17 protein-coding genes are annotated in these 20,976 nt (G+C 65.0%); 10 read left to right on the forward strand and 7 right to left on the reverse strand.

Going from position 1 to position 20,976, the window contains the following annotated elements:
- Nucleotides 1-6: 6 nt before the first annotated feature.
- Nucleotides 7-642, reverse strand: coding sequence for an HAD-IA family hydrolase (locus ACQR1B_RS31705; protein ID WP_434836762.1), 636 nt, complete (start codon nucleotides 640-642; stop codon nucleotides 7-9).
- A gap of 89 nt (nucleotides 643-731) precedes the next feature.
- On the opposite strand from ACQR1B_RS31705, the gene ACQR1B_RS31710 reads away from it, so the two are divergent.
- Nucleotides 732-1,499: a S1 family peptidase gene (locus tag ACQR1B_RS31710; RefSeq protein WP_434836761.1), complete on the forward strand. Its 768-nt coding sequence runs from the start codon at nucleotides 732-734 to the stop codon at nucleotides 1,497-1,499.
- Between the two features lie 107 nt (nucleotides 1,500-1,606).
- A complete protein-coding gene (locus ACQR1B_RS31715) occupies nucleotides 1,607-3,109 on the forward strand; it encodes a flavin-containing monooxygenase (RefSeq protein ID WP_434836760.1) in 1,503 nt (500 codons plus the stop codon).
- A gap of 110 nt (nucleotides 3,110-3,219) precedes the next feature.
- On the opposite strand, the gene ACQR1B_RS31720 is transcribed toward ACQR1B_RS31715, so the two are convergent.
- Nucleotides 3,220-4,137, reverse strand: a complete 918-nt coding sequence (locus ACQR1B_RS31720) for a response regulator (protein ID WP_434836759.1) — start codon at nucleotides 4,135-4,137, stop codon at nucleotides 3,220-3,222.
- On the reverse strand, nucleotides 4,127-7,501 hold the full coding sequence (locus ACQR1B_RS31725) for a hybrid sensor histidine kinase/response regulator (protein ID WP_434836758.1): 3,375 nt from the start codon (nucleotides 7,499-7,501) through the stop codon (nucleotides 4,127-4,129). The genes ACQR1B_RS31720 and ACQR1B_RS31725 overlap by 11 nt, the downstream gene beginning before the upstream one ends.
- 186 nt (nucleotides 7,502-7,687) lie before the next feature.
- Here ACQR1B_RS31725 and urtA point away from each other — a divergent pair, with 186 nt between their 5' ends.
- From urtA to ACQR1B_RS31760, 7 genes are all read left to right on the forward strand, one after another.
- On the forward strand, nucleotides 7,688-8,950 hold the full coding sequence (urtA, locus tag ACQR1B_RS31730; RefSeq protein WP_434836757.1) for an urea ABC transporter substrate-binding protein: 1,263 nt from the start codon (nucleotides 7,688-7,690) through the stop codon (nucleotides 8,948-8,950).
- 232 nt (nucleotides 8,951-9,182) lie between these two features.
- Nucleotides 9,183-10,109: an urea ABC transporter permease subunit UrtB gene (gene urtB / locus ACQR1B_RS31735; protein ID WP_434836756.1), complete on the forward strand. Its 927-nt coding sequence runs from the start codon at nucleotides 9,183-9,185 to the stop codon at nucleotides 10,107-10,109.
- Nucleotides 10,110-10,143: 34 nt separating this feature from the next.
- Nucleotides 10,144-11,283 carry an urea ABC transporter permease subunit UrtC gene (urtC, locus tag ACQR1B_RS31740; protein WP_434836813.1) on the forward strand — a complete coding sequence of 380 codons (1,140 nt, stop codon included), beginning with the start codon at nucleotides 10,144-10,146 and terminating at the stop codon, nucleotides 11,281-11,283.
- A 10-nt stretch (nucleotides 11,284-11,293) separates the two neighbouring features.
- Nucleotides 11,294-12,049: an urea ABC transporter ATP-binding protein UrtD gene (urtD, locus tag ACQR1B_RS31745; RefSeq protein ID WP_434836755.1), complete on the forward strand. Its 756-nt coding sequence runs from the start codon at nucleotides 11,294-11,296 to the stop codon at nucleotides 12,047-12,049.
- Nucleotides 12,050-12,064: 15 nt separating this feature from the next.
- Nucleotides 12,065-12,754: an urea ABC transporter ATP-binding subunit UrtE gene (gene urtE / locus ACQR1B_RS31750; RefSeq protein ID WP_434836754.1), complete on the forward strand. Its 690-nt coding sequence runs from the start codon at nucleotides 12,065-12,067 to the stop codon at nucleotides 12,752-12,754.
- A gap of 36 nt (nucleotides 12,755-12,790) precedes the next feature.
- Nucleotides 12,791-14,020, forward strand: coding sequence for a formamidase (gene fmdA / locus ACQR1B_RS31755; protein ID WP_434836753.1), 1,230 nt, complete (start codon nucleotides 12,791-12,793; stop codon nucleotides 14,018-14,020).
- A 99-nt stretch (nucleotides 14,021-14,119) separates the two neighbouring features.
- Complete coding sequence (locus ACQR1B_RS31760; protein WP_315781380.1) at nucleotides 14,120-14,461, forward strand: FmdB family zinc ribbon protein; 342 nt, start codon at nucleotides 14,120-14,122, stop codon at nucleotides 14,459-14,461.
- 29 nt (nucleotides 14,462-14,490) lie between these two features.
- Here the strand turns inward: ACQR1B_RS31760 and ACQR1B_RS31765 are convergent, their stop codons facing one another.
- From ACQR1B_RS31765 to ACQR1B_RS31780, 4 genes are all read right to left on the reverse strand, one after another.
- Entirely contained in the window at nucleotides 14,491-15,315 is an 825-nt protein-coding gene (locus ACQR1B_RS31765) for an MlaD family protein (RefSeq protein ID WP_434836752.1), read from the reverse strand.
- A 57-nt stretch (nucleotides 15,316-15,372) separates the two neighbouring features.
- Nucleotides 15,373-16,089 carry a DUF1614 domain-containing protein gene (locus ACQR1B_RS31770; protein WP_434836751.1) on the reverse strand — a complete coding sequence of 239 codons (717 nt, stop codon included), beginning with the start codon at nucleotides 16,087-16,089 and terminating at the stop codon, nucleotides 15,373-15,375.
- Between the two features lie 105 nt (nucleotides 16,090-16,194).
- Nucleotides 16,195-16,764 (reverse strand): class GN sortase, encoded by a 570-nt coding sequence (locus ACQR1B_RS31775; protein WP_434836750.1) that lies wholly within the window; start codon nucleotides 16,762-16,764, stop codon nucleotides 16,195-16,197.
- 269 nt (nucleotides 16,765-17,033) lie between these two features.
- Nucleotides 17,034-19,301: a marine proteobacterial sortase target protein gene (locus ACQR1B_RS31780; protein ID WP_434836749.1), complete on the reverse strand. Its 2,268-nt coding sequence runs from the start codon at nucleotides 19,299-19,301 to the stop codon at nucleotides 17,034-17,036.
- 203 nt (nucleotides 19,302-19,504) lie between these two features.
- Here ACQR1B_RS31780 and ACQR1B_RS31785 point away from each other — a divergent pair, with 203 nt between their 5' ends.
- Nucleotides 19,505-20,278, forward strand: coding sequence for a helix-turn-helix domain-containing protein (locus ACQR1B_RS31785; RefSeq protein ID WP_434836748.1), 774 nt, complete (start codon nucleotides 19,505-19,507; stop codon nucleotides 20,276-20,278).
- Nucleotides 20,279-20,976: the final 698 nt, after the last annotated feature.

Here is a 20,976-nt window from a genome sequence, read left to right on the forward strand (position 1 = left end):
CGACGATCAGCGCAAGGAGAGCCCCGTCGCCGCCTCCAGCTCGGTGAGCGCCTGCGACGCAGTGACGACCTTGATTGTGGTCATCCCCATTTCGCGCGCCGGCTTCAGGTTGACGCCGAGATCGTCGAGATAGACACAGTCCGAGGGGCTGACGCCGAGCGCCGCGGTCATCATCTGGTAGATCAGCGGGTCCGGCTTGCGCAGGCCGATCTTGGCCGACTCGATGACGTGATCGAACAGCGCCATCACCTCCGCGACGTAGAACGAGCGGCCGCCATGGCTGCCGATCGCGTTGGCCGGCAGATTGTTGGTGATGCAGCCGGTCTTGCACTCCGCCTTGATGCGGCGCAGCGCCTCGACCATGTCGGGGCGGAGATCGCCGGCCAGCAGCGGCAGCACCTCTCGCCCGCTGACTGCGGCGCCGCCCAGCGCCAGCGATTCCTCGGCGAACAGGCGGTCGAAGGTGTCGAGATCGATCTCGGCGCGCTCGAATTTCGCCCAGGCGTTATCGAGATGGTTGGCCGCATTGGTGTTGCGGATGATGTCGACGGGATAGCCGCGTTCTTTCTCAAACCGTGCGAAGGCCTCGAACGGCGAGGTCGTCATCACGCCGCCGAAGTCAAAGATCACCGCCTCGACCATCACTGTCCTATCCTTTTCCATCCCCGAGTGATCGCTAACACGAGTTGCCGCACTTGGCGATATCGACGGCAGCAGCTATTGCTGCCGCGATGAAGCTGCTTCCCGCGATCACTGTCGCCACTCTGCTGGTCACGTCGCCGGCCCTTGCCATCGTCGGCAACGCGCCGGCGTCAAACGATGCCATCGGGCGCTCGGTGGTCACGATCGTCGGGTCCCGCGGTAATTTCTGCAGCGGTGCGTTGATCGCCCCGAAGCTGGTGCTGACGGCGGGTCACTGCGTGCAGCCGGGCGTCGATTACCGCATCGTGGAATACGATCGTGACCGCAAGCCTGTCCTCGAGACGGTGCGGCGGGTGGCCGTGCATCCCAGCTTCAGCGCCCAGTCGATCCAGGCTCATCGCGCCACGGCCGATGTCGCGTTGCTCGAGCTGGATGCGCCGGCGAAGGAGCGAAGCCCGGTCGCGCTCGGCGTGCCGCAGCCGCCATTGGCGGCGGGCAACGCCTTCACCGTCGCAGGGATCGGCGTCGCCACGCCGGGCGACGGCAAAAGCGGGGGCGTGGTGCGCGCCGCGTCGCTGGTCGCGACCGGCAAGCCCGGGACATTGCAGATCCGGCTCGTCGATCCGGCGACGCTAGGCGCCAAGCCCGGGCTCGGCGGCTGCACCGGCGATTCCGGCGGACCTGCCTTCGAGACGCAGGCGCAAGCGCAGGTCTTGATCGGCGTCATCTCGTGGTCGACCGGGCCCAATCTGGCGGATGGCTGTGGCGGCATGACCGGCGTCACGCCGCTGACGCTGTATCGCGACTGGATCGCGCAGACGGCGCGGCAATGGGACATGCCGCTCGGCGGAAATTGAGATCGTTCAGGGCTTGGTTGCGGCCGCGCATCGCGGGTTGACCATCGTCGTGATCAGGTTCAGCCTGTCGGGCGAGGAACAACAAGAGCAAAAGCCCAAGGACTCCCATGAACGTCATCGCGCCCATCCGCGAGGCCGCGTCCTCTCACGCGACCGAACATTTCGACGTGCTGATCGTCGGCGCCGGCATCTCCGGCATCGGCAGCGCCTATCAGCTGACGAAGCAGATGCCCGGCACGCGCTTCGTGATTCTGGAGAGCCAGGACGGCTTCGGCGGCACCTGGCGCACGCACCGCTATCCCGGCATCCGCTCCGACAGCGATTTGCACACGTTCGGCTACAGCTTCAAGCCGTGGGTCGGGCCGCCGATCGCGACCGCGGACGAGATCCTCAACTACATGGGCGAGGTGATCGAGGAGAACGACCTTGGCCGCCACATCCGCTACGGCCATCGCATCCTCTCCGCGAACTGGTCGAGCGCGACCAATCTCTGGACCGTCCACGCGGTGAAGGGCAGGGACGAGGAGCAGGTCACGATCACGGCGAACTTCCTCTGGATGTGCCAGGGCTACTACCGCCACTCCAGGGGCTACACGCCGGAGTGGCCCGATATGGCGAAGTTCAAGGGCCGCATCGTACATCCGCAATTGTGGCCGGAGGATATCGATCTCACCGGCAAACAGGTCGTCGTGATCGGCTCAGGCGCGACCGCGGCGACGCTGCTGCCGTCGATTGCGGGCAAGTGCGCGCATGTCACCATGCTGCAGCGCTCGCCGACCTATTTCCGCATCGGCCGCAACGCGATCGAACTGGCCGAGGAGCTGCGTCGGCTGCAGATCAAGGAGGAATGGATCCACGAGATCGTCAGGCGCAAGATCCTGTTCGAGCAGGATTGGTTCACCAAGCGCTGCTTGAGCGAGCCGGACCAGGTCAAGAAGGAGCTGATCGGGCAGATCAGCGCGATCCTGGGACCCGAGTACACGGCCAAGCATTTTACGCCGAGCTATCGCCCGTGGCGGCAGCGCATCGCCTTCGTGCCCGACGCCGATCTGTTCGAGGGCATCAAGAGCGGCAAGGCCTCGGTCGTCACCGACGAGATCGAGCGCTTCACGGAAGGCGGCATCAAGCTGAAGTCGGGCGATGAGCTGCCGGCCGACATCATCGTCACTGCGACCGGCTTCGACCTCTGCGTGCTCGGCGACATCGCGTTCACGATCGACGGCAGGCCGCTCGATTTCGCCGATACCGTGACCTATCGCGGCATGATGTTCACCGGCGTGCCGAATCTCGCCTGGGTGTTCGGCTATTTCCGCGCCAGCTGGACGCTGCGGACGGATCTGGTTGCGGAGTTCGTCTGCCGGCTGCTCGCGCACATGAAGGCGAAGGGCGTGCAGAGGGTGACGCCTGCGCTGCGCCCCGAAGATCGCAACATGCCGCTGTTGCCCTGGATCGATCCGGAGAACTTCAATCCCGGCTACATGATGCGCAACATGCACCTGCTGCCGAAGCGAGGTGATAAGCCGGAATGGCAGCACAGCCAGGATTACTGGAGCGAGAAAGATCAGATCCCTGCGATCGACCTGGATGACCCGGCGTTCGTGTATGGGTAATTGCTCAGAGGCAACGCTGCTGCACCACCAACGGTGTCATCCCCGCGAACGCGGGGATCCATAACCACAGGCGGATGTGTTCAGCACTTGTTCCGAGTTGGCAGTCCGTCTCAACTCTCCCGTCGCGTCACGCCGGTCGCAATCGCGGCCGCTGCCGTGCGGTTCTCGACGCCAAGCTTGGCGTAGATCTGCTCCAGATGCTTGTCGACGGTGCGCGGGCTCAGGCCCAGAATCTGCGCGATGTCGCGATTGGTCTTGCCCTTCGACAGCCAGGACAGCACCTCGCCTTCGCGCACGGTGAGACCGAACTCGCTGGAAAACTGCTTGGGCACGTCGCCCGACGCTTCCTTGGCGAGCCGCAGCAGGAACTCGTTCGGGCCGGCGCCGCCCATGTAGTACAGGCGCAACTCCGGATGGTCGGGGAGCGAAGCGGCGGCCTTGGCACCGCCCTTGCCATTCTGTACCTGGTCGAGCCAGAGCCGCAGCGCTTCGGGAAGCACGAGCTCATCGGCTGTGCCGAAGCTGTCGGACAGCAGCCGTTGGGCCTGCGGGGTCGCCCACATCAGCCGGCCCTCGCGATTGACCGCGAGCAGAAAGCGGCCGGAGACGTCGAGTGCGGCGCGCGCGCTTTGTGTCATTCTGGCGTTGGCGAGATGCACGCGGATGCGCGCCAGCATCTCCTCGACCGCGATCGGCTTGGTGACGTAGTCGACGCCGCCGGCGTCGAGGCCTTGCACGATGTGTTCCGTGTCGGCGAGCCCGGTCATGAAGATGACCGGCACATTGGAGAGGCCGGCGTCGCGCTTGAGCCTGCGGCAGGTTTCGAAGCCGTCCATGCCGGGCATGACGGCGTCGAGCAGAATGATGTCCGGCGTGATCTGGTCGACGATGCGCATGGCCGCCGCGCCGTCGAGCGCGACCATGACGGTCATTCCGGCGCCGTCCAGCGCGTCCGTGAGGAGCCTGAGGGTCTCCGGCGAGTCGTCGACGACCAGCGCGACATCGCGCTTCTTGCTGTCAGTGCTCATAGGCGTGCAGGGTTTTCAGAGTTGCCATGTACTGATCGAGATCGAAGCGGTCGATCAGCGTGCGCATCTGGGCGACGAAGTCGGCATGCTCCGGATGCGCGCCGCCGATCTCGTCGAGCTTGAGCTGAATGGCCCTGATGTAGCCGATCTGGCCGAGGCCCATCAGCTCTTCGACGTATTTGAGAGGCGGGCGTGATCCGGTGTCGGGCCGCCAGCGCGGCTGCACCACCGGGTGGTCGGTCTGGTAGCTCCATTCCAGCTTGAGCAATTGACGGATGGCCTCCAACAGGCGGGGAATATCGATCGGCTTCATCAGATAGCTATCGTGGAACGGCTGCGCCAGCGGCCGACCATGGGCTTCGAGTGCGCTCGCCGAGGTCATCAGGATGCGCGCCTGGTGATGGCCGCTGCTGCGCAAGGTCTCGGCCACGGTCCAGCCGTCCATGCCGGGCATCGAGATGTCGAGGATGAACAGGTCCGGCTGGCAGTGCTGCGCCAGCGCGAGGCAGGCCGGTCCATCCGGCGCGCTCAGCAGGATGAAGCCGAGCGGCGTCAGCACCTCGCGCAGCAGGTCGCGGTGCACGGGATCGTCGTCGGTGATCAGGATCGTCTTGCGCGGACCGAGATAGCCTGCGACCGGTGCCTTCACCGGCGCATGCCGGGTCGGATTGGTGACCTCCGACAGCAGGATCTTGACCTTGAAGGTGCTGCCGGCGCCGACCTTGCTCACGACCTTGATGTCGCCCCCCATGACCCCGGCGAGCAGACGGCTGATCGTGAGGCCGAGTCCGGTGCCGGTCTGCGGCTGCGCCACGCCGAGCGCGCCGCGCTCGAACGGTGCGAAGATGCGTTCGAGATCGTCCGGCTGGATGCCCGGACCGGTGTCGATCACCTCGAATTCGGCCACAGGGCTGCGGTAGTGCACCACGAACTGGACGCTGCCGTCCTGGGTGAACTTGATCGCGTTGGACAGCAGGTTGATCAGGATCTGGCGCAGCCGCTTCTCATCGGCATAGACGACGAGCGGCAGCACGGCAGGCCGCTTGAAGATGAAATCGACGCCCTTGGCCGCCGCCTGCAGCCGGAACATGCCCACGAGTTGATCGAGGAATTCGCTGAGACGAACCTCGTCGCGCGACAGATACAGCCGTCCCGCTTCGATCTTTGAGATGTCCAGGATGCCGTCGATCAGGCCCGACAGATGGTCGGCGCTGCGGCGGACGACGCGGACCTGGTCGCGCGGCTTGGGCGCCAGACTCGCGTCCTGCTCGAGCAGCTGCGCATAGCCGGAGATCGCGTTCAAGGGCGAGCGCAGTTCGTGGCTCAGGCCGACCACGTAGCGGCTTTTCGCTAGGTTGGCCGACTCGGCCACCTCCTTGGCACGCTGCAGTTCGGCGTCGGTGCGCTTGTGGGCCTCGATTTCATGGATCAGCAACTGCGTCTGTCGCCGGGTCTCTTCCTCCGCCGCGCGGCGGCTCTGCTGCGCCAGTACGAACAGCCAGGTCACGACGCCGATGATGATGGAGAGGGCGAAGAACACCTTCCACAGCACGTCGGAGATGATGCCTTTGTAGCCGGGGAGTGCCGCTGACGTTTCCAGATAGATCATGCCGAGCGTCAGCGCGACGAGCCCGGCCGACGTCAGGAAGACGCCGACATAGTGCCCGAACTGCGAGTTGATCTTCGCCAGCACCGATTGCGGCAGCATGCCGCCGAGCGCCGCGGCGACCTGCGCTTGCGCCCGCGCGTGCGGCTTGCAGAGATCGTGGCAGCGTGCATCGAGCGAGCAGCACAGCGAGCAGATCGGTCCGGCATAGGCCGGGCAGGAGGCCATGTCCTCGGGCTCGAAATGATGCTCACAGATGCAGCATTGGATCTGTTCGATGTTCTGCCAGCTCCGCTTCGGCTTGCGGGCGAGATAGTATTTGCCGTCGGTGAGATAGGCGATCGCCGGCGCGGTGATGAGGGCGACACCGAGCGCCACGAAGGTCGACAGCGCCTTGCCGGTCGGGCCGAAAAGGCCGTAGAAGGCGCTGATCGAGACGATCGTGGCAATGGTCATCGCGCCAACCCCGACCGGATTGATGTCGTAGAGATGAGCGCGCTTGAACTCCATCTGCCGCGGGCGCAGTCCGAGCGGCCGGTTGATGACGAGATCGGCGACCAGCGCGCCGACCCAGGAGATCGCGATGTTTGAGTAGAGCGCCAGCGTCTGCTCCAGCGCCTTGTAGACGCCGATCTCCATCAAGAGCAGCGCGACCACGACGTTGAACACCAGCCACACGACGCGGCCGGGATGGCTGTGCGTGAGCCGCGAGAAGAAGTTCGACCAGGCGATCGAGCCGGCATAGGCATTGGTGACGTTGATCTTGATCTGCGAGATGATCACGAAGGTGCCGGTCAAGGCCAGCGCGAGATCCGGCTGGGCGAGCACGTAGCGGAACGCCTCCAGATACATGTGGGCCGGCTCGGCCGCGCGGTCGGCGGACACCCCGTGGCTCAGTGCGAAGAACGCCAGGAACGATCCCGCCAGCAGCTTGAGCGCCCCGAGCACGATCCAGCCGGGGCCAGCGGACAACAGCGCGATCCACCAGGATCGCCGCGACGTGCGGCGGTCGCGCGGCAGAAAGCGCAGGAAGTCGACCTGTTCGCCGATCTGGGCCACCAGTGAGAACACCACCGCCGCGGCGGTGCCGAACAAGGCCAGATCGAGATGGCCGGTGAGATCGCCGTGCTCGCCCGGGAATTGCTGCCAGTCGGCAAAGGAGTGAGGGCTCGCATAGGCGATCGCGGCGAAGGGAAGGATGTGCAGCACGACCCATAGCGGCTGCGTCCAGAGCTGGAAGCGGCTGATCAGCGTGATGCCGTAGGTGACCAGCGGGATGATGACGACGGCGCTGATGAGATAGCCGATCGGCCGCGGAATGCCGAAGCACATTTCCAGCGCGGAGGCCAGGATGACCGCCTCGATCGCGAAGAAGATGAAGGTGAAGGACGCGTAGATCAGCGAGGTGATCGTGGAGCCGATATAGCCGAAGCCGGCGCCGCGCGTCAGCAGGTCGATGTCGATGCCGCATTTGGCCGCGTGATAGGCGATCGGCAGGCCGCAGCAGAAGATGATGACGCTCGCGACCAGGATCGCGGCGGCGGCGTTGGTGACGCCATAGTTGAGCGTGATCGTGCCGCCGATCGCCTCCAGCGCCAGGAACGAGATCGCGCCCAGCGCCGTGTTGGCGACGCGGGCGGCGGACCAGCGCCGCGCACTCTTGGCCGTGAAACGGAGCGCGTAGTCTTCCAACGTCTGGTTGGCGACCCACTGATTATATTGGCGCCTGACGCGGTCGATCCGCTGCCGCCCTGCCACTCTCGAACTCCTGACCGCGAGCGGAGCTCCCGCTCGCTCGCTCCTGCCCCTGTTAGACCTTGCGTAGAGCCTACGTCGCGCTTTTGCGGTGCAGTATACGCAATCTTGCGTATCCGTGCAGTGCACAAAGCGCGCCATCCTCGGTCTGACCTAACGCGTGTCCTCGAACCAACGAATGGGGTGCTCATGTCAGACGAAACCAAAAAAGGCCTGAAGTCGCCACTTCGGCGCCAATTGCTGATGGGAATGGCCGCAATCCCGGCACTCGCCATGATGCCGCGGCCGTCCTTCGGCGCCGGTCCCGCAACTTCTGCTGTCAATACCACCGGACTTGCAGTCACCGATAGCGAAGTGACCGTCGGCATACTGCATTCGGTCACCGGCACGATGGCGATCTCGGAGACCGGCTCGGTGCAGGCCGAGAAGCTCGCAATCGAGCAGATCAATGCCTCGGGCGGCGTGCTCGGCCGCAAGATCAAGTTCATCCAGGAGGACGGCGCCTCCGACTGGCCGACTTTCGCCGAGAAGGCCAAGAAGCTGCTGGTCAACGACAAGTGCGCCGCCGTGATGGGCTGCTGGACTTCGGCCTCGCGCAAGGCGGTGCTGCCGGTGTTCGAGCAGTACAACGGCATGTTGTACTATCCCACCTTCTACGAAGGCCTCGAGCAGTCGAAGAACGTCATCTATACCGGTCAGGAAGCCACCCAGCAGATCATTGCCGGCCTCGACTGGGTCAACAAGACCAAGGGCGCCAAGACCTTCTATCTGCTCGGCTCCGACTACATCTGGCCGCGCACCTCCAACAAGATCGCCCGCAAGCACATCGAGGGCCATCTGCAGGGTGCCAAGGTCGTCGGCGAGGAATACTTCCCGCTCGGCCACACCCAGTTCAACTCGGTGATCAACAAGATCAAGCTGACCAAGCCGGACGTGATCTACGCGATCATCGTCGGCGGCTCGAACGTCGCCTTCTACAAGCAGCTCAAGGCCGCCGGCATCGACATGTCGAAGCAGACCTTGCTCACAATCTCCGTGACCGAGGACGAGATCGACGGCATCGGTGGTGAGAACATCGCGGGCGCCTATGCCTGCATGAAATACTTCCAGTCGCTCGACAACGCCAACAACAAGGCCTTCGTCGCCGACTTCAAGAAGATGTGGGGCGAGAAGACCGTGATCGGAGACGTCACGCAGGCTGCCTATCTCGGCCCGTGGCTGTGGAAGTTGACGGTCGAGAAGGCGGGCTCCTTCGACGTCGACAAGGTCGCGGCTGCCTCGCCCGGCATCGAGTTCAAGGGCGCGCCGGAAGGCTATGTCCGGATCCACGAGAACCACCATCTCTGGTCCAAGACCCGCGTCGGCCGCGCCAAGGCGGATGGTCAGTACGAGCTGATCTACGAGACCGCCGACCTGGTCGAGCCCGATCCGTTCCCGAAGGGCTACCAGTAAGCGCGGTTGAGGCGGCGTGTCGATCATCACTTCGGTGATGATAGTGAGGCCGTAGCGCCAGCGGCGATGCGCTCCCTCCCCCCTTGCGGGGGAGGGTCGGGGAGGGGGGTACCCAGCAAAGACTGCCGTTGTGGACCCCCACCCCCACCCCTCCGCGCAAGGGGAGGAGAGACGAGCCAATCCTCGGAGAGATCAATTTCCAACAGCGGGCACTTTGCCCAGAGGACGGATCATGTTCGGTGACTATTCCATCGGCGACCTCGGGGCCATCTTCGCGATGCAGGGCTTCGCGGGCCTCATCCTGTTTTCGGTCTACGTGCTGATGGCGCTGGGGCTTGCCATCATCTTCGGCCAGATGGGCGTCATCAACATGGCGCATGGCGAGTTCATGATCCTGGGCGCCTACGTCACCTGGATGACGTCGAACGCCTTCCAGACGTTCCTGCCGTCCTTGTTTCCCGGCTACTTCTTCGTCGCGATGGTATTCGCGTTCATCGCGTCCGGCTCGCTCGGCATGCTGGTCGAATGGGCGATGATCAAGCGCCTCTACAAGCGGCCGCTCGACACGCTGCTCGCCACCTGGGGCCTCAGCCTGATCCTGCAGCAGGCCTATCGTTCGGTGTTCGGTGCGCGCGAGGTCGGTGTCGAGCTGCCCGAGTGGATGATGGGGTCGTGGCAGGCGACCGATGCCATCCAGATTCCGATCAACGGCATGTTCGTGATGTGCCTGACCATCCTGATCACGATCGTGGTCGCCTACGTGCTGTTCCTGTCGCGCTGGGGCAGGCAGGTCCGCGCCGTGGTGCAGAACCGCGTGATGGCCGGCGCCGTCGGCATCAACACCGAGAAGGTCGACCGCTACACCTTCGCTCTCGGCTGCGGCATCGCCGGCGTCGCCGGCTCGGCCTTCACGATGATCGGTTCGACCGGTCCGACCGCGGGCCAGCTCTACATCGTCGACACCTTCTTGGTCGTCGTGTTCGGCGGCGCCGCCAGCCTGCTCGGCACCATCGCCTCGGCGTTCACGATCTCCCAGGCGCAGTCGACCATGGAGTTCTTCCTGTCCGGCTCGATGGCCAAGGTGCTCACGCTGCTTGCCATCGTCGCCATCCTGATGCTGCGCCCGCAGGGCCTGTTCGCCCTCAAGGTCCGCAAGTGAGCCAGCTCCGGCAGTCCAACAAGAAAGCATGGCCATGATCATCAACTCGCGCTTTTTCAACCGCTCGGAACTCATCGGCTTCGTCTCGCTGCTGCTGCTGCTGGTCGTCATCCTGCCGCTGGCACTGGATGTGTTCCGCCTCAATCTGGTTGCGAAATATCTGACCTACGCCTTCGTCGCGATCGGCCTGGTGCTGTGCTGGGGCTATGGCGGCATTCTCAGCCTCGGGCAGGGCGTGTTCTTCGGCCTCGGCGGCTACTGCATGGCGATGTTCCTGAAGCTGGAGGCGTCCAGCGTCGCCAACACCAAGATCCAGTCGACGCCGGGCATTCCGGACTTCATGGACTGGAATCAGCTGACTGCGTTGCCGTTCTTCTGGAAGCCGTTCCAGAGCTTTCCGTTTGCGCTCGCCGCGATCATCCTGGTGCCGGCGATCTTCGCCTTCATCATCGGCGCCGCCATGTTCAAGCGCCGGGTCGGCGGCGTCTATTTCGCGATCATCACCCAGGCGATCGCGGCGATCATGACCATCCTGATCGTCGGACAACAGGGCTACACCGGCGGCATCAACGGCATCACCGACCTGCGTACCCTGCACGGCTGGGACATCCGGACCGACCATGCCAAATACATCCTCTACTTCGTCGAAGTGTTCTTCCTGTTCGCCGCCATCCTGGTCGCGCAGTTCATCCGCCTGACCAAGCTCGGCCGCATCCTGGTGGCGATGCGTGAGCAGGAGGACCGCGTCCGCTTCTCCGGCTACAGCGTCGCCAACTTCAAGATCTTTGCCTTCTGCGCGGCGGCGATCTTTGCCGCGGTCGGCGGCGCGCTGTTCACGCTGGAAGTCGGCTTCATGTCGCCGTCCTTCGTCGGCATCGTGCCGTCGATCGAGATGGTGATCTACACGGCCGTCGGCGGACGCATGTCGATCTTCGGCGCGGTCTATGGCTCCCTCCTCGTCAACTTCGCCAAGACGAGCCTGTCGGAAACCTTCCCGCAGCTCTGGCTGTTCGGTCTCGGCGCGCTGTTCATCGCGGTGGTTCTCGCCTTCCCGAACGGACTGTCGGGCATCTGGGCCGACCACGTGCAGCCGCGCATCGACCGCCTGCTGTCGTCCCGCACCAAGAAACCGAGCAATGGCGGCCTGGTCGCCAACGGCGCCCCCGCAGAGTGAGGAGACAGCAATGCTCATCGGTCATCAGCCCAAGGAATTCCTGCTCGCGGTCGAAGCGCTCACGGTCTCGTTCGACGGCTTCAAGGCGGTCAACGATCTCTCCTTCTATGTCGAGGAGAACGAGATCCGCGTCATCATCGGCCCGAACGGCGCCGGCAAGACCACGGTGCTCGACCTGATCTGCGGCAAGACCAAAGCGACCTCCGGCTCGATCCAGTTTCGCGGCAAGGAGCTGACCAGGCTGCGCGAGAACGAGATCGTGCAGGCCGGTGTCGGCCGCAAATTCCAGACGCCGTCGGTGTTCGAGGATCTCACCGTGTTCGAGAATCTCGAGATCTCGTATCCGCGCGGCCGCAGCGTGTTCGGCTCGCTGACCTTCCGGCGCGACGCCGCCGTCAAGGACCGGGTCGAGGAGGTCGCGGAGATGATCTTTCTCAAGGACCGGCTCACCACCTATGCCGACGAACTCAGCCACGGCCAGAAGCAGTGGCTTGAGATCGGCATGCTGCTGATCCAGAATCCCGACCTTCTGATGCTCGACGAGCCCGTCGCCGGAATGAGCGTCAGCGAGCGCGCCAAGACCGCCGAGCTGCTCAACCGCATCATCAAGGACCGTTCGGTGCTGGTCATCGAGCACGACATGAAGTTCGTCGAGGACATCGCCCACAAGGTCACCGTGCTGCACCAGGGGCAGATCCTGTCCGAGGGCACGATGGAGCGGGTCAAGAACGATCCCAAGGTCGTCGAAGTCTATCTCGGGCATTGAGCAGGAGCAGAATCGATGTTGGCAATCTCCGATCTCCATGTCGCCTATGGCCAGAGCGAGGTGCTGCATGGCCTGAACGTCAAGGTCGCGCCCAACGAGATCGTTGCGATCATGGGCCGCAACGGCATGGGCAAGACCACGCTGATGAAATCGCTGATGGGCATCCTGCCCGCCAAGAGCGGCTCCATCGACATGAACGGCACCGAGCTGTCGGGCCTGAAAAGTTATGAGCGCGTCGCCAAGGGCCTCGCCTATGTGCCGCAGGGCCGCATGGTCTTCTCGACCATGACGGTGAAGGAGAACATCGAGACCGGCCTTGTCGTCTCCGGCGAGTCCGAGGTGCCCGGCGACATCTACGAGCTGTTCCCGGTGCTGCTCGAGATGAAGGGACGCCGCGGCGGCAACCTCTCCGGCGGCCAGCAGCAGCAGCTCGCGATCGCGCGTGCGCTCGCGACCAAGCCCAAGGTGCTGCTGCTCGACGAGCCGACCGAAGGCATCCAGCCGTCGATCATCAAGGAGATGGCGCGCACCCTGAAGCGGATCCGCGACGAGAAGGGGCTGTCGATCGTCGTTTCCGAGCAGGTGCTGAGCTTCGCGCTCGATATCGCCGACCGCGTGCTGGTGATCGAGAACGGCGAGATCGTCCGCGACGATCCGCGCGACTCCGTCGATGCCGCACAGGTCTCGAAATACCTGTCCGTCTAACCACTCCGTCCAAGCAAGTAACAAGGGGAGCTCTTGATGCCTGACACACTGATCAAGGTCGATCTGACCAAATCGGCCTACGAGAACGACAAGGTGCACAATCGCTGGCACCCCGACATTCCGATGGTGGAGTGGGTCAATCCCGGTGACGACTTCATCATCGAGACCTATGATTGGACCGGCGGCTTCATCAAGAACAACGATTCCGCCGATGACGTGCGCGACATCGACCTGTCGATCGTGCACTTCCTGTCCGGCCCGATCGGCGTCAGGGGCGCCGAGCCCGGCGACCTGCTGGTCGTCGACCTGCTCGACGTCGGTCCGCTGAAGGAGAGCCTGTGGGGCTTCAACGGCTTCTTCTCCAAGCAGAATGGCGGCGGCTTCCTGACCGACCACTTCCCGCTGGCGCAGAAGTCGATCTGGGACATCAAGGGTCTCTACACCTCGTCGCGCCACGTGCCCGGCGTGAACTTCGCCGGCCTGATCCATCCCGGCCTGATCGGCTGTCTGCCCGATCCGAAGCTGCTGTCGACCTGGAACGAGCGCGAGACCGCGCTGATCGCGACCAACCCGACGCGTGTGCCGGGGCTGGCCAACCCGCCGTTCGCGCCGACCGCGCATGCCGGCCAGGCCAAGGGTGACGTCAAGGCCAAGATCGGCGCCGAGGGCGCCCGCACCGTGCCGCCGCGAGAGCATGGCGGCAATTGCGACATCAAGGATCTGTCGCGCGGTTCGAAGATCTACTTCCCGGTCTACGTGCCCGGCGGCGGCCTCTCGATGGGCGATTTGCACTTCAGCCAGGGCGACGGTGAGATCACCTTCTGCGGCGCCATCGAGATGGCGGGCTGGCTGCACATCAAGGTCGACGTCATCAAGGACGGCGTCGCGAAATACGGCATCAAGAACCCGATCTTCAAGCCGTCGCCGATCACGCCGAACTACAAGGACTATTTGATCTTCGAGGGCATCTCGGTCGACGAGGCCGGCAAGCAGCATTATCTCGACGTCCACATCGCCTATCGCCAGGCCTGCCTCAACGCCATCGAGTATCTTAAGAAGTTCGGCTACTCCGGCGCCCAGGCCTATTCGATCCTCGGCACCGCGCCGGTGCAGGGCCACATCTCCGGCGTGGTCGACGTGCCCAATGCCTGCGCCACCTTGTGGCTGCCGACCGAGATCTTCGACTTCGACGTGATGCCGTCGTCGGCGGGTCCGATCAAGCACATCAAGGGCGACATCCAGATGCCGATCTCGCCTGACAAATAACGGTCTCCCTGCGCGATGGGTGCGGGACGGCAGCGTATCGGCCGCCCCGCACCCGCCGCGCCGCGGACTGGAGACGAATGTTGCGCAGGAGACGAAACGATGCCGGTCTATGAATATCTTTGTGATGCATGCGGCCCGTTCACCGACATGCGCCCGATGGCGGAATGTGATGAGCCGCAGGTCTGCCCGCAATGCCAGGACATGGCGCCGCGCGTGATTCTGACCGCGCCCGCCTTTGCCTGCATGCCGGCCGAGCGGCGCACGGCGCATGCGACCAACGAGCGCAGCCGACACGCGCCGCAGACGGTGGCCGAATACAAGGCAAAGCACGGGCCGGGCTGCGGCTGCTGCTCGCCGAAGAAATCGCCGCGGCTGATGACGAAGACCAGGAGCGGCGCCAAGGGCTTTCCGACGGCGCGGCCCTGGATGATCAGCCACTGAACGGACGCGAGGGGCGGCGCCGCCGTCCCTCAGCGTGACGCCGGCACACGGCGCGGGCCCGGTCCCGCCGGCTGGCCGCCGAACTTGACGGTCATCGCATTGGCGCCCTCGCTGATATCGAGCAGCGTCTTGCGGCCCTCGTCGATCACCTTGGCGGACTTGCGCTTGAAGCCGTCGACGAGCTCGCGCATCGACTTGATCTGGTCGAACAGCTGGCCGGGATTGCCCTGCGCGAAGCCGGGGATCGCGCCGTCGATCTTGGTCACGAGCGTGTCGAAGCCCTTGAAGATGTCCTCGGCCTTCTCGATCGCGGCATCGATCGCCGCGGTCTTGTCGTTCAGCGAGGCGGTCTCGGTTTCGAAGCTCTGCAGCGCGTCCTTGATGGCCGGTGCGTTGCTGACGACGTATTTGTCGATGTTGTGGATCGTCTCGACCATCGTCTCCTGATCCTTCAGGTCCGCTGCGAGCATCGGAACGCCGTCGCGATCCAGCGGCACTGGCGGCGCCGTCGGTGCGCCGCCGACCAGCGAGATCGCGGCGATACCGGTCAGGCCCTGGAACTCGATGCCGGCCGTGGTGTCCTTGCGGATCGGCGCGGAATTGTCGAGCGTGATCATGGCGACGATCTTGCGCGGACTCTCCAGGTTGATCGAGAGGATCTGCCCGGCCTGCACGCCGTCGAAATTGACCGGACCGCCCTTGCGCAGGCCCGCCGCCGAGCCGCCGTCGAACACGACGCGCATGACGCTGCGTTGCTGCGCGATGCGGCTCTTCTGCTTGATCAGGACGCCGCTGATCCCGGCCGCAACGGCCGCGATCGTCAGGGTTCCCACGATGAGATTGATCGCGCGCATTCCGTATCCGCCGCTGCCTCCGCTCGCTTTTAGCCTTTAAGTCCTCCGGTTGAAAGCTCAGCGCGCCAGTCCCGGCCGGGACGGTGCGGCAAGGCCGGCCAGTAGGACCGCCAGGATGCCGGTGAGAAAAATGCCGTCGAAGGTCCCGGCGCCGCCGATCGAGGCCACGGGGGCGCCGAGGCTGCCGATCTTGTCCAGGTTCATCAGGTCGGCGCCCACCAGTGTGCCCATCGAGCCGCCGATATAGGCCAGCGGCGCGGCATATTCGCGCGACAGCAGGAAGGCGAGGATCGCGGTCACGACGATCGGCGCCAGCACCGGCACGGCAATGCCGACACCGCGCACCGGCGTCGCCATCGCATGAATGATCACGGCAATGACCAGCACGGCGATCGTGGCGCGCAGCCACAATTGGTAGCGCAGCACGAGATAGCTCGACATCACGGTCGGGATCACGGCACCGCCGACATTCACCGCCAGCACGGTGCCCGGCCATTGATGCACCAGCGGCACGACATATTGCATGCCGAAGAAGTCGATGATCTCGCCGGAGCGCGCGACCTGGCCCGGCAGCACGGTGACGGGAATGTTGAAATAGCTGCCGATCAGCGAACCGAACAGCAACAGCATCGCCGTGCCCGAGCCGACGCCGAGCTTCATGTAGGCGTAGCGGAGAATGCCGAGCTGAATGAGGACGATCAGGACGCCGAACGCCAGCACCAGCAGGGCGAAGAAGGCCGGCGTGATCGGCAGATAATGAACCTGGGAATGCATGTCGGAAGCGCTTGAAAAGGGGCCTGTCTCGTCGTCGCCGGAGCATCCCATGCGGGCGACACGCTGACAAATGGGCATTCATCCCCTGGTTCCCAAGACCCTCCATCATTCACCGGCCGCGATCGGCGTGGCATGCAGCACGTAGCGCTCCGGTCCCTCGGTCAGCGCGTCGAACGGCCAGCAGGTCGACAGCACCAGCTCCGGGCGGTCCGTCACCGGATCGATGCCGGAGGCATCGAAGCGGACGACGCGTGCCGCGTCGGCGCTGTAGCGGAAGGTCTGGCCGTCGCGCCTGACGACGTCGATTTCGTCGCCGATCCTGACGTCGCGCAGGAAGCGGAAATGCGTGTCGCGATGCGCCGAGTAGACGGCGATGCCGGGCTCGCCGGGCTCGGCCGTCCCCTCGACATGGCCCGCGCCGAAGGCGAGCGCCTGGCCGCTGGAGCCGGCCAGCGCGATGGTGGAGATGCCGAGGCGCTTCACTTCGATACGCGCGACCGGGACAGTGTCGGCCCAGGACCATGGCTTGACCGGATGGCTGGTGGCGATGGTCTGGGTGAAAGCGCGGTCGAGCAGCACTTGCGCGACGACCGCCTTGGCATGGATGAGGGCGCCGTGGCCGAACAGGGCGAGGCCAACCAGCGCGACTGCGAGCGGGATGACGAAGCGGGGCATTCTCTCTCCTTTCGTCATTGCGAGGAGCGAAGCGACGAAGCACTCGTCGAGACGACGGTGCGCTCCCTCTCCCCGTTCTTTACGGGGAGAGGGTTGGGGTGAGGGGCAGCCGCATATTCCGACCGTGCGGAGAGCCCCCCTCACCCGGATTGCATCTTCGATGCAATCCGACCTCTCCCCGCAAGCGGGGCGAGGTAAGCACCCCGCAAGGTCGCAGGGCGTGGCAGACAACGCGTCGTCGACTTCGGCTGCGCGCAATGACGTGCTCCTTAGTTGGCAGCTCGCCGCCGGATGGCGGCGAGCCAGATCAGTTCGAGCAACAGGATCCCAAGTCCGAGCAGCATGCTCAGCTCTGCATCGGTCGCCGTCTTCGGCAAGGTGAGCGTCGCCGGGGCCGCCGGCACCACGGATCGCTTCAGCGCGGCGAGTTGGACGTCTCCCTCGGCCTCCGCGCGGCGGTCCTTCTGCATTGCGGGCAGGCGGCCGCGCTCGCCGAACACCTTCTCGAAGTCCCAGCCGGCCGGCAGGTTGATCGGCAGCTCGGCCAGCCTGAGCGGTTCGCCGTCCGGGCGGCGCGGGGTCTTGTCGACGGCGACGAGGCTGGTCAGGCGGGTTACGAGCTGATGCTCCATCGCCAGCTTGAGAATGGCGCCGTCTGACTCCTCCGGCGTCATCTGCCGCATCGTCCTGGCCACCTCGGCATCGCCGATCTTGCGCCGCGCCCACAATTTCGACAGGCCCTTGCCTTCGGCCGCGCCCGCCAGCGGCAGCGTGATCGTCCAGGGCTGGTCGCCGATGCGGCCCTTGAGCTGCAGCGAGCCGGCGAGGCGGTCGATCCTGGCGGCAAGCACCAGCGGCTCGTTGCGATAGACGTCGGGCAGCACGGCCGGCGTGAGGTCGGCCGAGGCTTCCGAGAACGTGGCGCTCAGCCCGGTCACGACCGGATTCTCCAGCTTGGCGAAGAGATCGCGCATGCGCTCCTCGACCTGCTCGACCGAGCCGATATGGGTGAAGGCGCCGCGGCCGAGCTCGGCGGCGCGGCTCATCAGATAGGTGTTTGGCGCCGAGCCGATGCCGACCATGAAGATGCGCGAGCGGCCGCGCATCGCGGTGATGGTCTCGAACAGCTGCTGCTCGTTGCCGATGGCGCCGTCGGTCAGGAACACCACCTGGCGCACGCGGTCGCTGTCGCTGCCGTCGTCGGTGAGCGCCGCGCGCATCGCCGGCACCATCTCGGTGCCGCCACGCGCCTCCAGCGCGCTGACGAAGCTGGTGGCGTTGCCGACATGCTCGGCATCGGCCGGCACCGAGGACGGAAACAGCACCGTCATCGTGTCGTCGAAGCGGATCACGTTGAAGCGGTCATTGGGCTGCAGCCGTCCCAGCGCATAGAGCAGGCTGGCCTTGGCCTGGCGGATCGAGGTGCCGCCCATCGAGCCGGAATTGTCGATCACGAAGATGACGTCGCGCGGCTGCGGGCGCTGCGTGGTCGCTGCCACGGCGGGCGGGGTGACGAAGGCGAGCAGGTAGTCGGCATCGCCGACCTGCTCGTGGAACAGCCCGACCGACGGCAACTTTTCCGAGGCCGGCTTCCAGGTCAGCTCGAAATCGCGATCGGCGGGCACCATGCCCTCGGCCAGGGTGACGATGCGCGTCTTGGCATCGGGGCTGTCGATCGTCACCTGATGATGGTGGCTCTTGACCTCGCCGATGTTGAAGCCGGCTTGCAGCCGCACCGTGATCTTCGTCGGGTGCACCGGATCATTCTTCGCCGGATCGAGCACCTCGGAGGTAATGCGGTCACGGTCCGGCACCGGATCATTGCTCGCTACGCCCCAGCCATTGCTGTCCGGGCGAAGGTCAACGCTCTGAACGATCGGCTTGGGATTGTAGCGCGGCGCCACCACCAGCGGCACCCGCAGCGAGAATGCACCGGTCTCCTGCGAGACCGGCTGTTGATACTCGATCTGCACCAGCACGGTCTCGCCGGGACCGATATTGGCGAGCGAGTTGGTGAAGATGTTCGGCCGCTCCTGCTCGGTCAGCGCCGCGGTCTTGCCGTCGCGCTTGGCCTGCTCGTAGATCACCTTGGCCTGTTGGCGCGGCTTGATGTCGCCGACGACGATTCGGTCGCCGACGATCATCTTCAGCGTATCGACGGCGCTGTCCGGCGGCAGCGGATAGACGTAGACGGCTTCCAGCCATTGCGAGCTGGTGTTCTTGAACAGCTGCGTCACGCGCGCCCGCGCCGTCGGGCCCGACACGACCACGTCGACATCGATGCCGAGCCTCGGCGCCTCCGTGTAGCCGGCATCACTCTTGAACAGCAGCGCGCCGGAGCGTGCATCTCCCGGCCTGGTCAGCGGCGCCAGCGGGCCCTCGGCCGACCAGCCCGGGGTGATGCTGAGAAACAGCGCGGTGAAGCCGACCAGCGCTACGGCGGCGGCTTGCAGCAGCAGGAACAGCAGCATCGTCACGATCCAGGACCGGATCGGATGGCGGCTGCTGCGGATGTCGGTGTCGATCATTTCGCTCATCAGAGGCTCCGCAACGAACAGAATGGGGCAGGCCGAGATTGAGCGGGCGCCGCCGTCGCCGCGAGCGGAATGGTCGGTCTTGTTCGGCCGCCGCCCGCCCGGCTCGGTCCGGTGGTGCGCGAGGAGGCGGCTGATCTGTCCGGGTTTGTGCTGTTTTGTCCGTCTGCTAGAAGAGAGGCCTGCGCCACGTGGCAGGGGACGGGATGTCGAACACGGACAACAGCGAACTATCCGACGAGCAGAGCCGGCAGGTGGCCGACGCCGTCCGCGAGGAGATCGCGCGCCGCCGGATGTCGCGGCAGGCGCTGGCGGAGCAGGCCAAGCTGAGCCTGTCGACCCTGGAGAAGGCGCTCGGCGGCCGCCGCCCGTTCACGCTCGCCACCATCGTCCGCCTGGAGCAGGCGCTCGGCATGTCCCTGCGCAAGGCGCCGAGTCCGCCGGCAGTTGCCCCAACTCCGAGCGGTGGCATCGCGCCGGACAGCCTCGGCTCCTATTCGCGGCGCGCGGTGGACTGGATCGAGGGCACGTATGTCACATTGCGGCCGTCGTTCGGCGACAAGGACGCCATCTACGCCTACCGCACCGACATCGTGTGGGACGATGCCGTGTCGTCGCTGGTGTTTCGCGAAGGCGCGCGGCTCGATGCCGCGTTCACGCAGTTCGGCGAGGTCGCGGTGCCCAACCAGTCCGGCTTCGTCTACCTCGTCACCAACCGCCACGGCCAGCATCGCCTGATCACGGTGTCGCGCCCGACCATCACCGGCGAGATGTATGGCATCATCACGACGCTTCTCGCCGGCCGCGGCTCGCTGCTGACCCCGATCGCCGCACCGATCGCGCTGCTGCCGCTGCGGAGCGTCGCGGAGCCGAGCTTCGGACGGCTCGGGACTGATGATCCGAACTATCAGTTTTATCGCGAGCATCTGCTCAAGACCGTCGAGGAGCCGTTCGCGCTGTTCGTGCAAGGCGTGCCGTGAGCTCGTGGTATCCAAAGCTATTACAGCCATCGCGGCTCTTGAATAAGACGAAGTGCGGTGCGCGTGAATGCGCCCTCTCCCCTTGTGGGAGAGGGCATGTAGAAAAGTGCGGCAGTCCCGGTCGGGTGAGGGGTATCTCTCGGCACGTGTCGCTCGTCGAGAGATACCCCTCACCCAAGCGCGTATGTGGATGGGCTTGACATGCCCTCTCCCACAAGGAGAGAGGGCGCTGTATTGCGCAGCGCAACTGCCGAACCTCCTTGCTGGTCGTATGGCACTGCCTCGACAAACACCGCTGTCGTCCCTGCGAACGCAGGGACCCATAACCACAGGGCGCAATTTTGGGCAGGCGCGTCGTTGGCATCTCGGTACATCACTCCCGCCGCGGCGTATGGATCCCGGATCGGCGCCGCGACGCGCTGTCGCGCGTCGTGGCTTGTCCGGGACGACAGCGGAGGGGAGGCGGATTCACGGCTCAAACAGCTGAAGGATCGGGCAGGGGCGTGTCAACGTCGTCTCGCGACACGTGATGCCCGAGGTCTGCGATCAGTTCGTCCCTCGCAAACAATGCAGAGGGCGCAGGGAATGCCGGGTGAAGGCCTCACCCATGGCCCGCCTGCGAAAAAATGCAGGCGGCAGGTACCACAGGCAAAGCCGAACACTCCGGCATTCCCTGCGCGACGGTCTTCACGCTTATA

It is taken from the genome of Bradyrhizobium oligotrophicum, from assembly GCF_051168495.1.
Classification (GTDB): domain Bacteria; phylum Pseudomonadota; class Alphaproteobacteria; order Rhizobiales; family Xanthobacteraceae; genus Bradyrhizobium; species Bradyrhizobium oligotrophicum_A.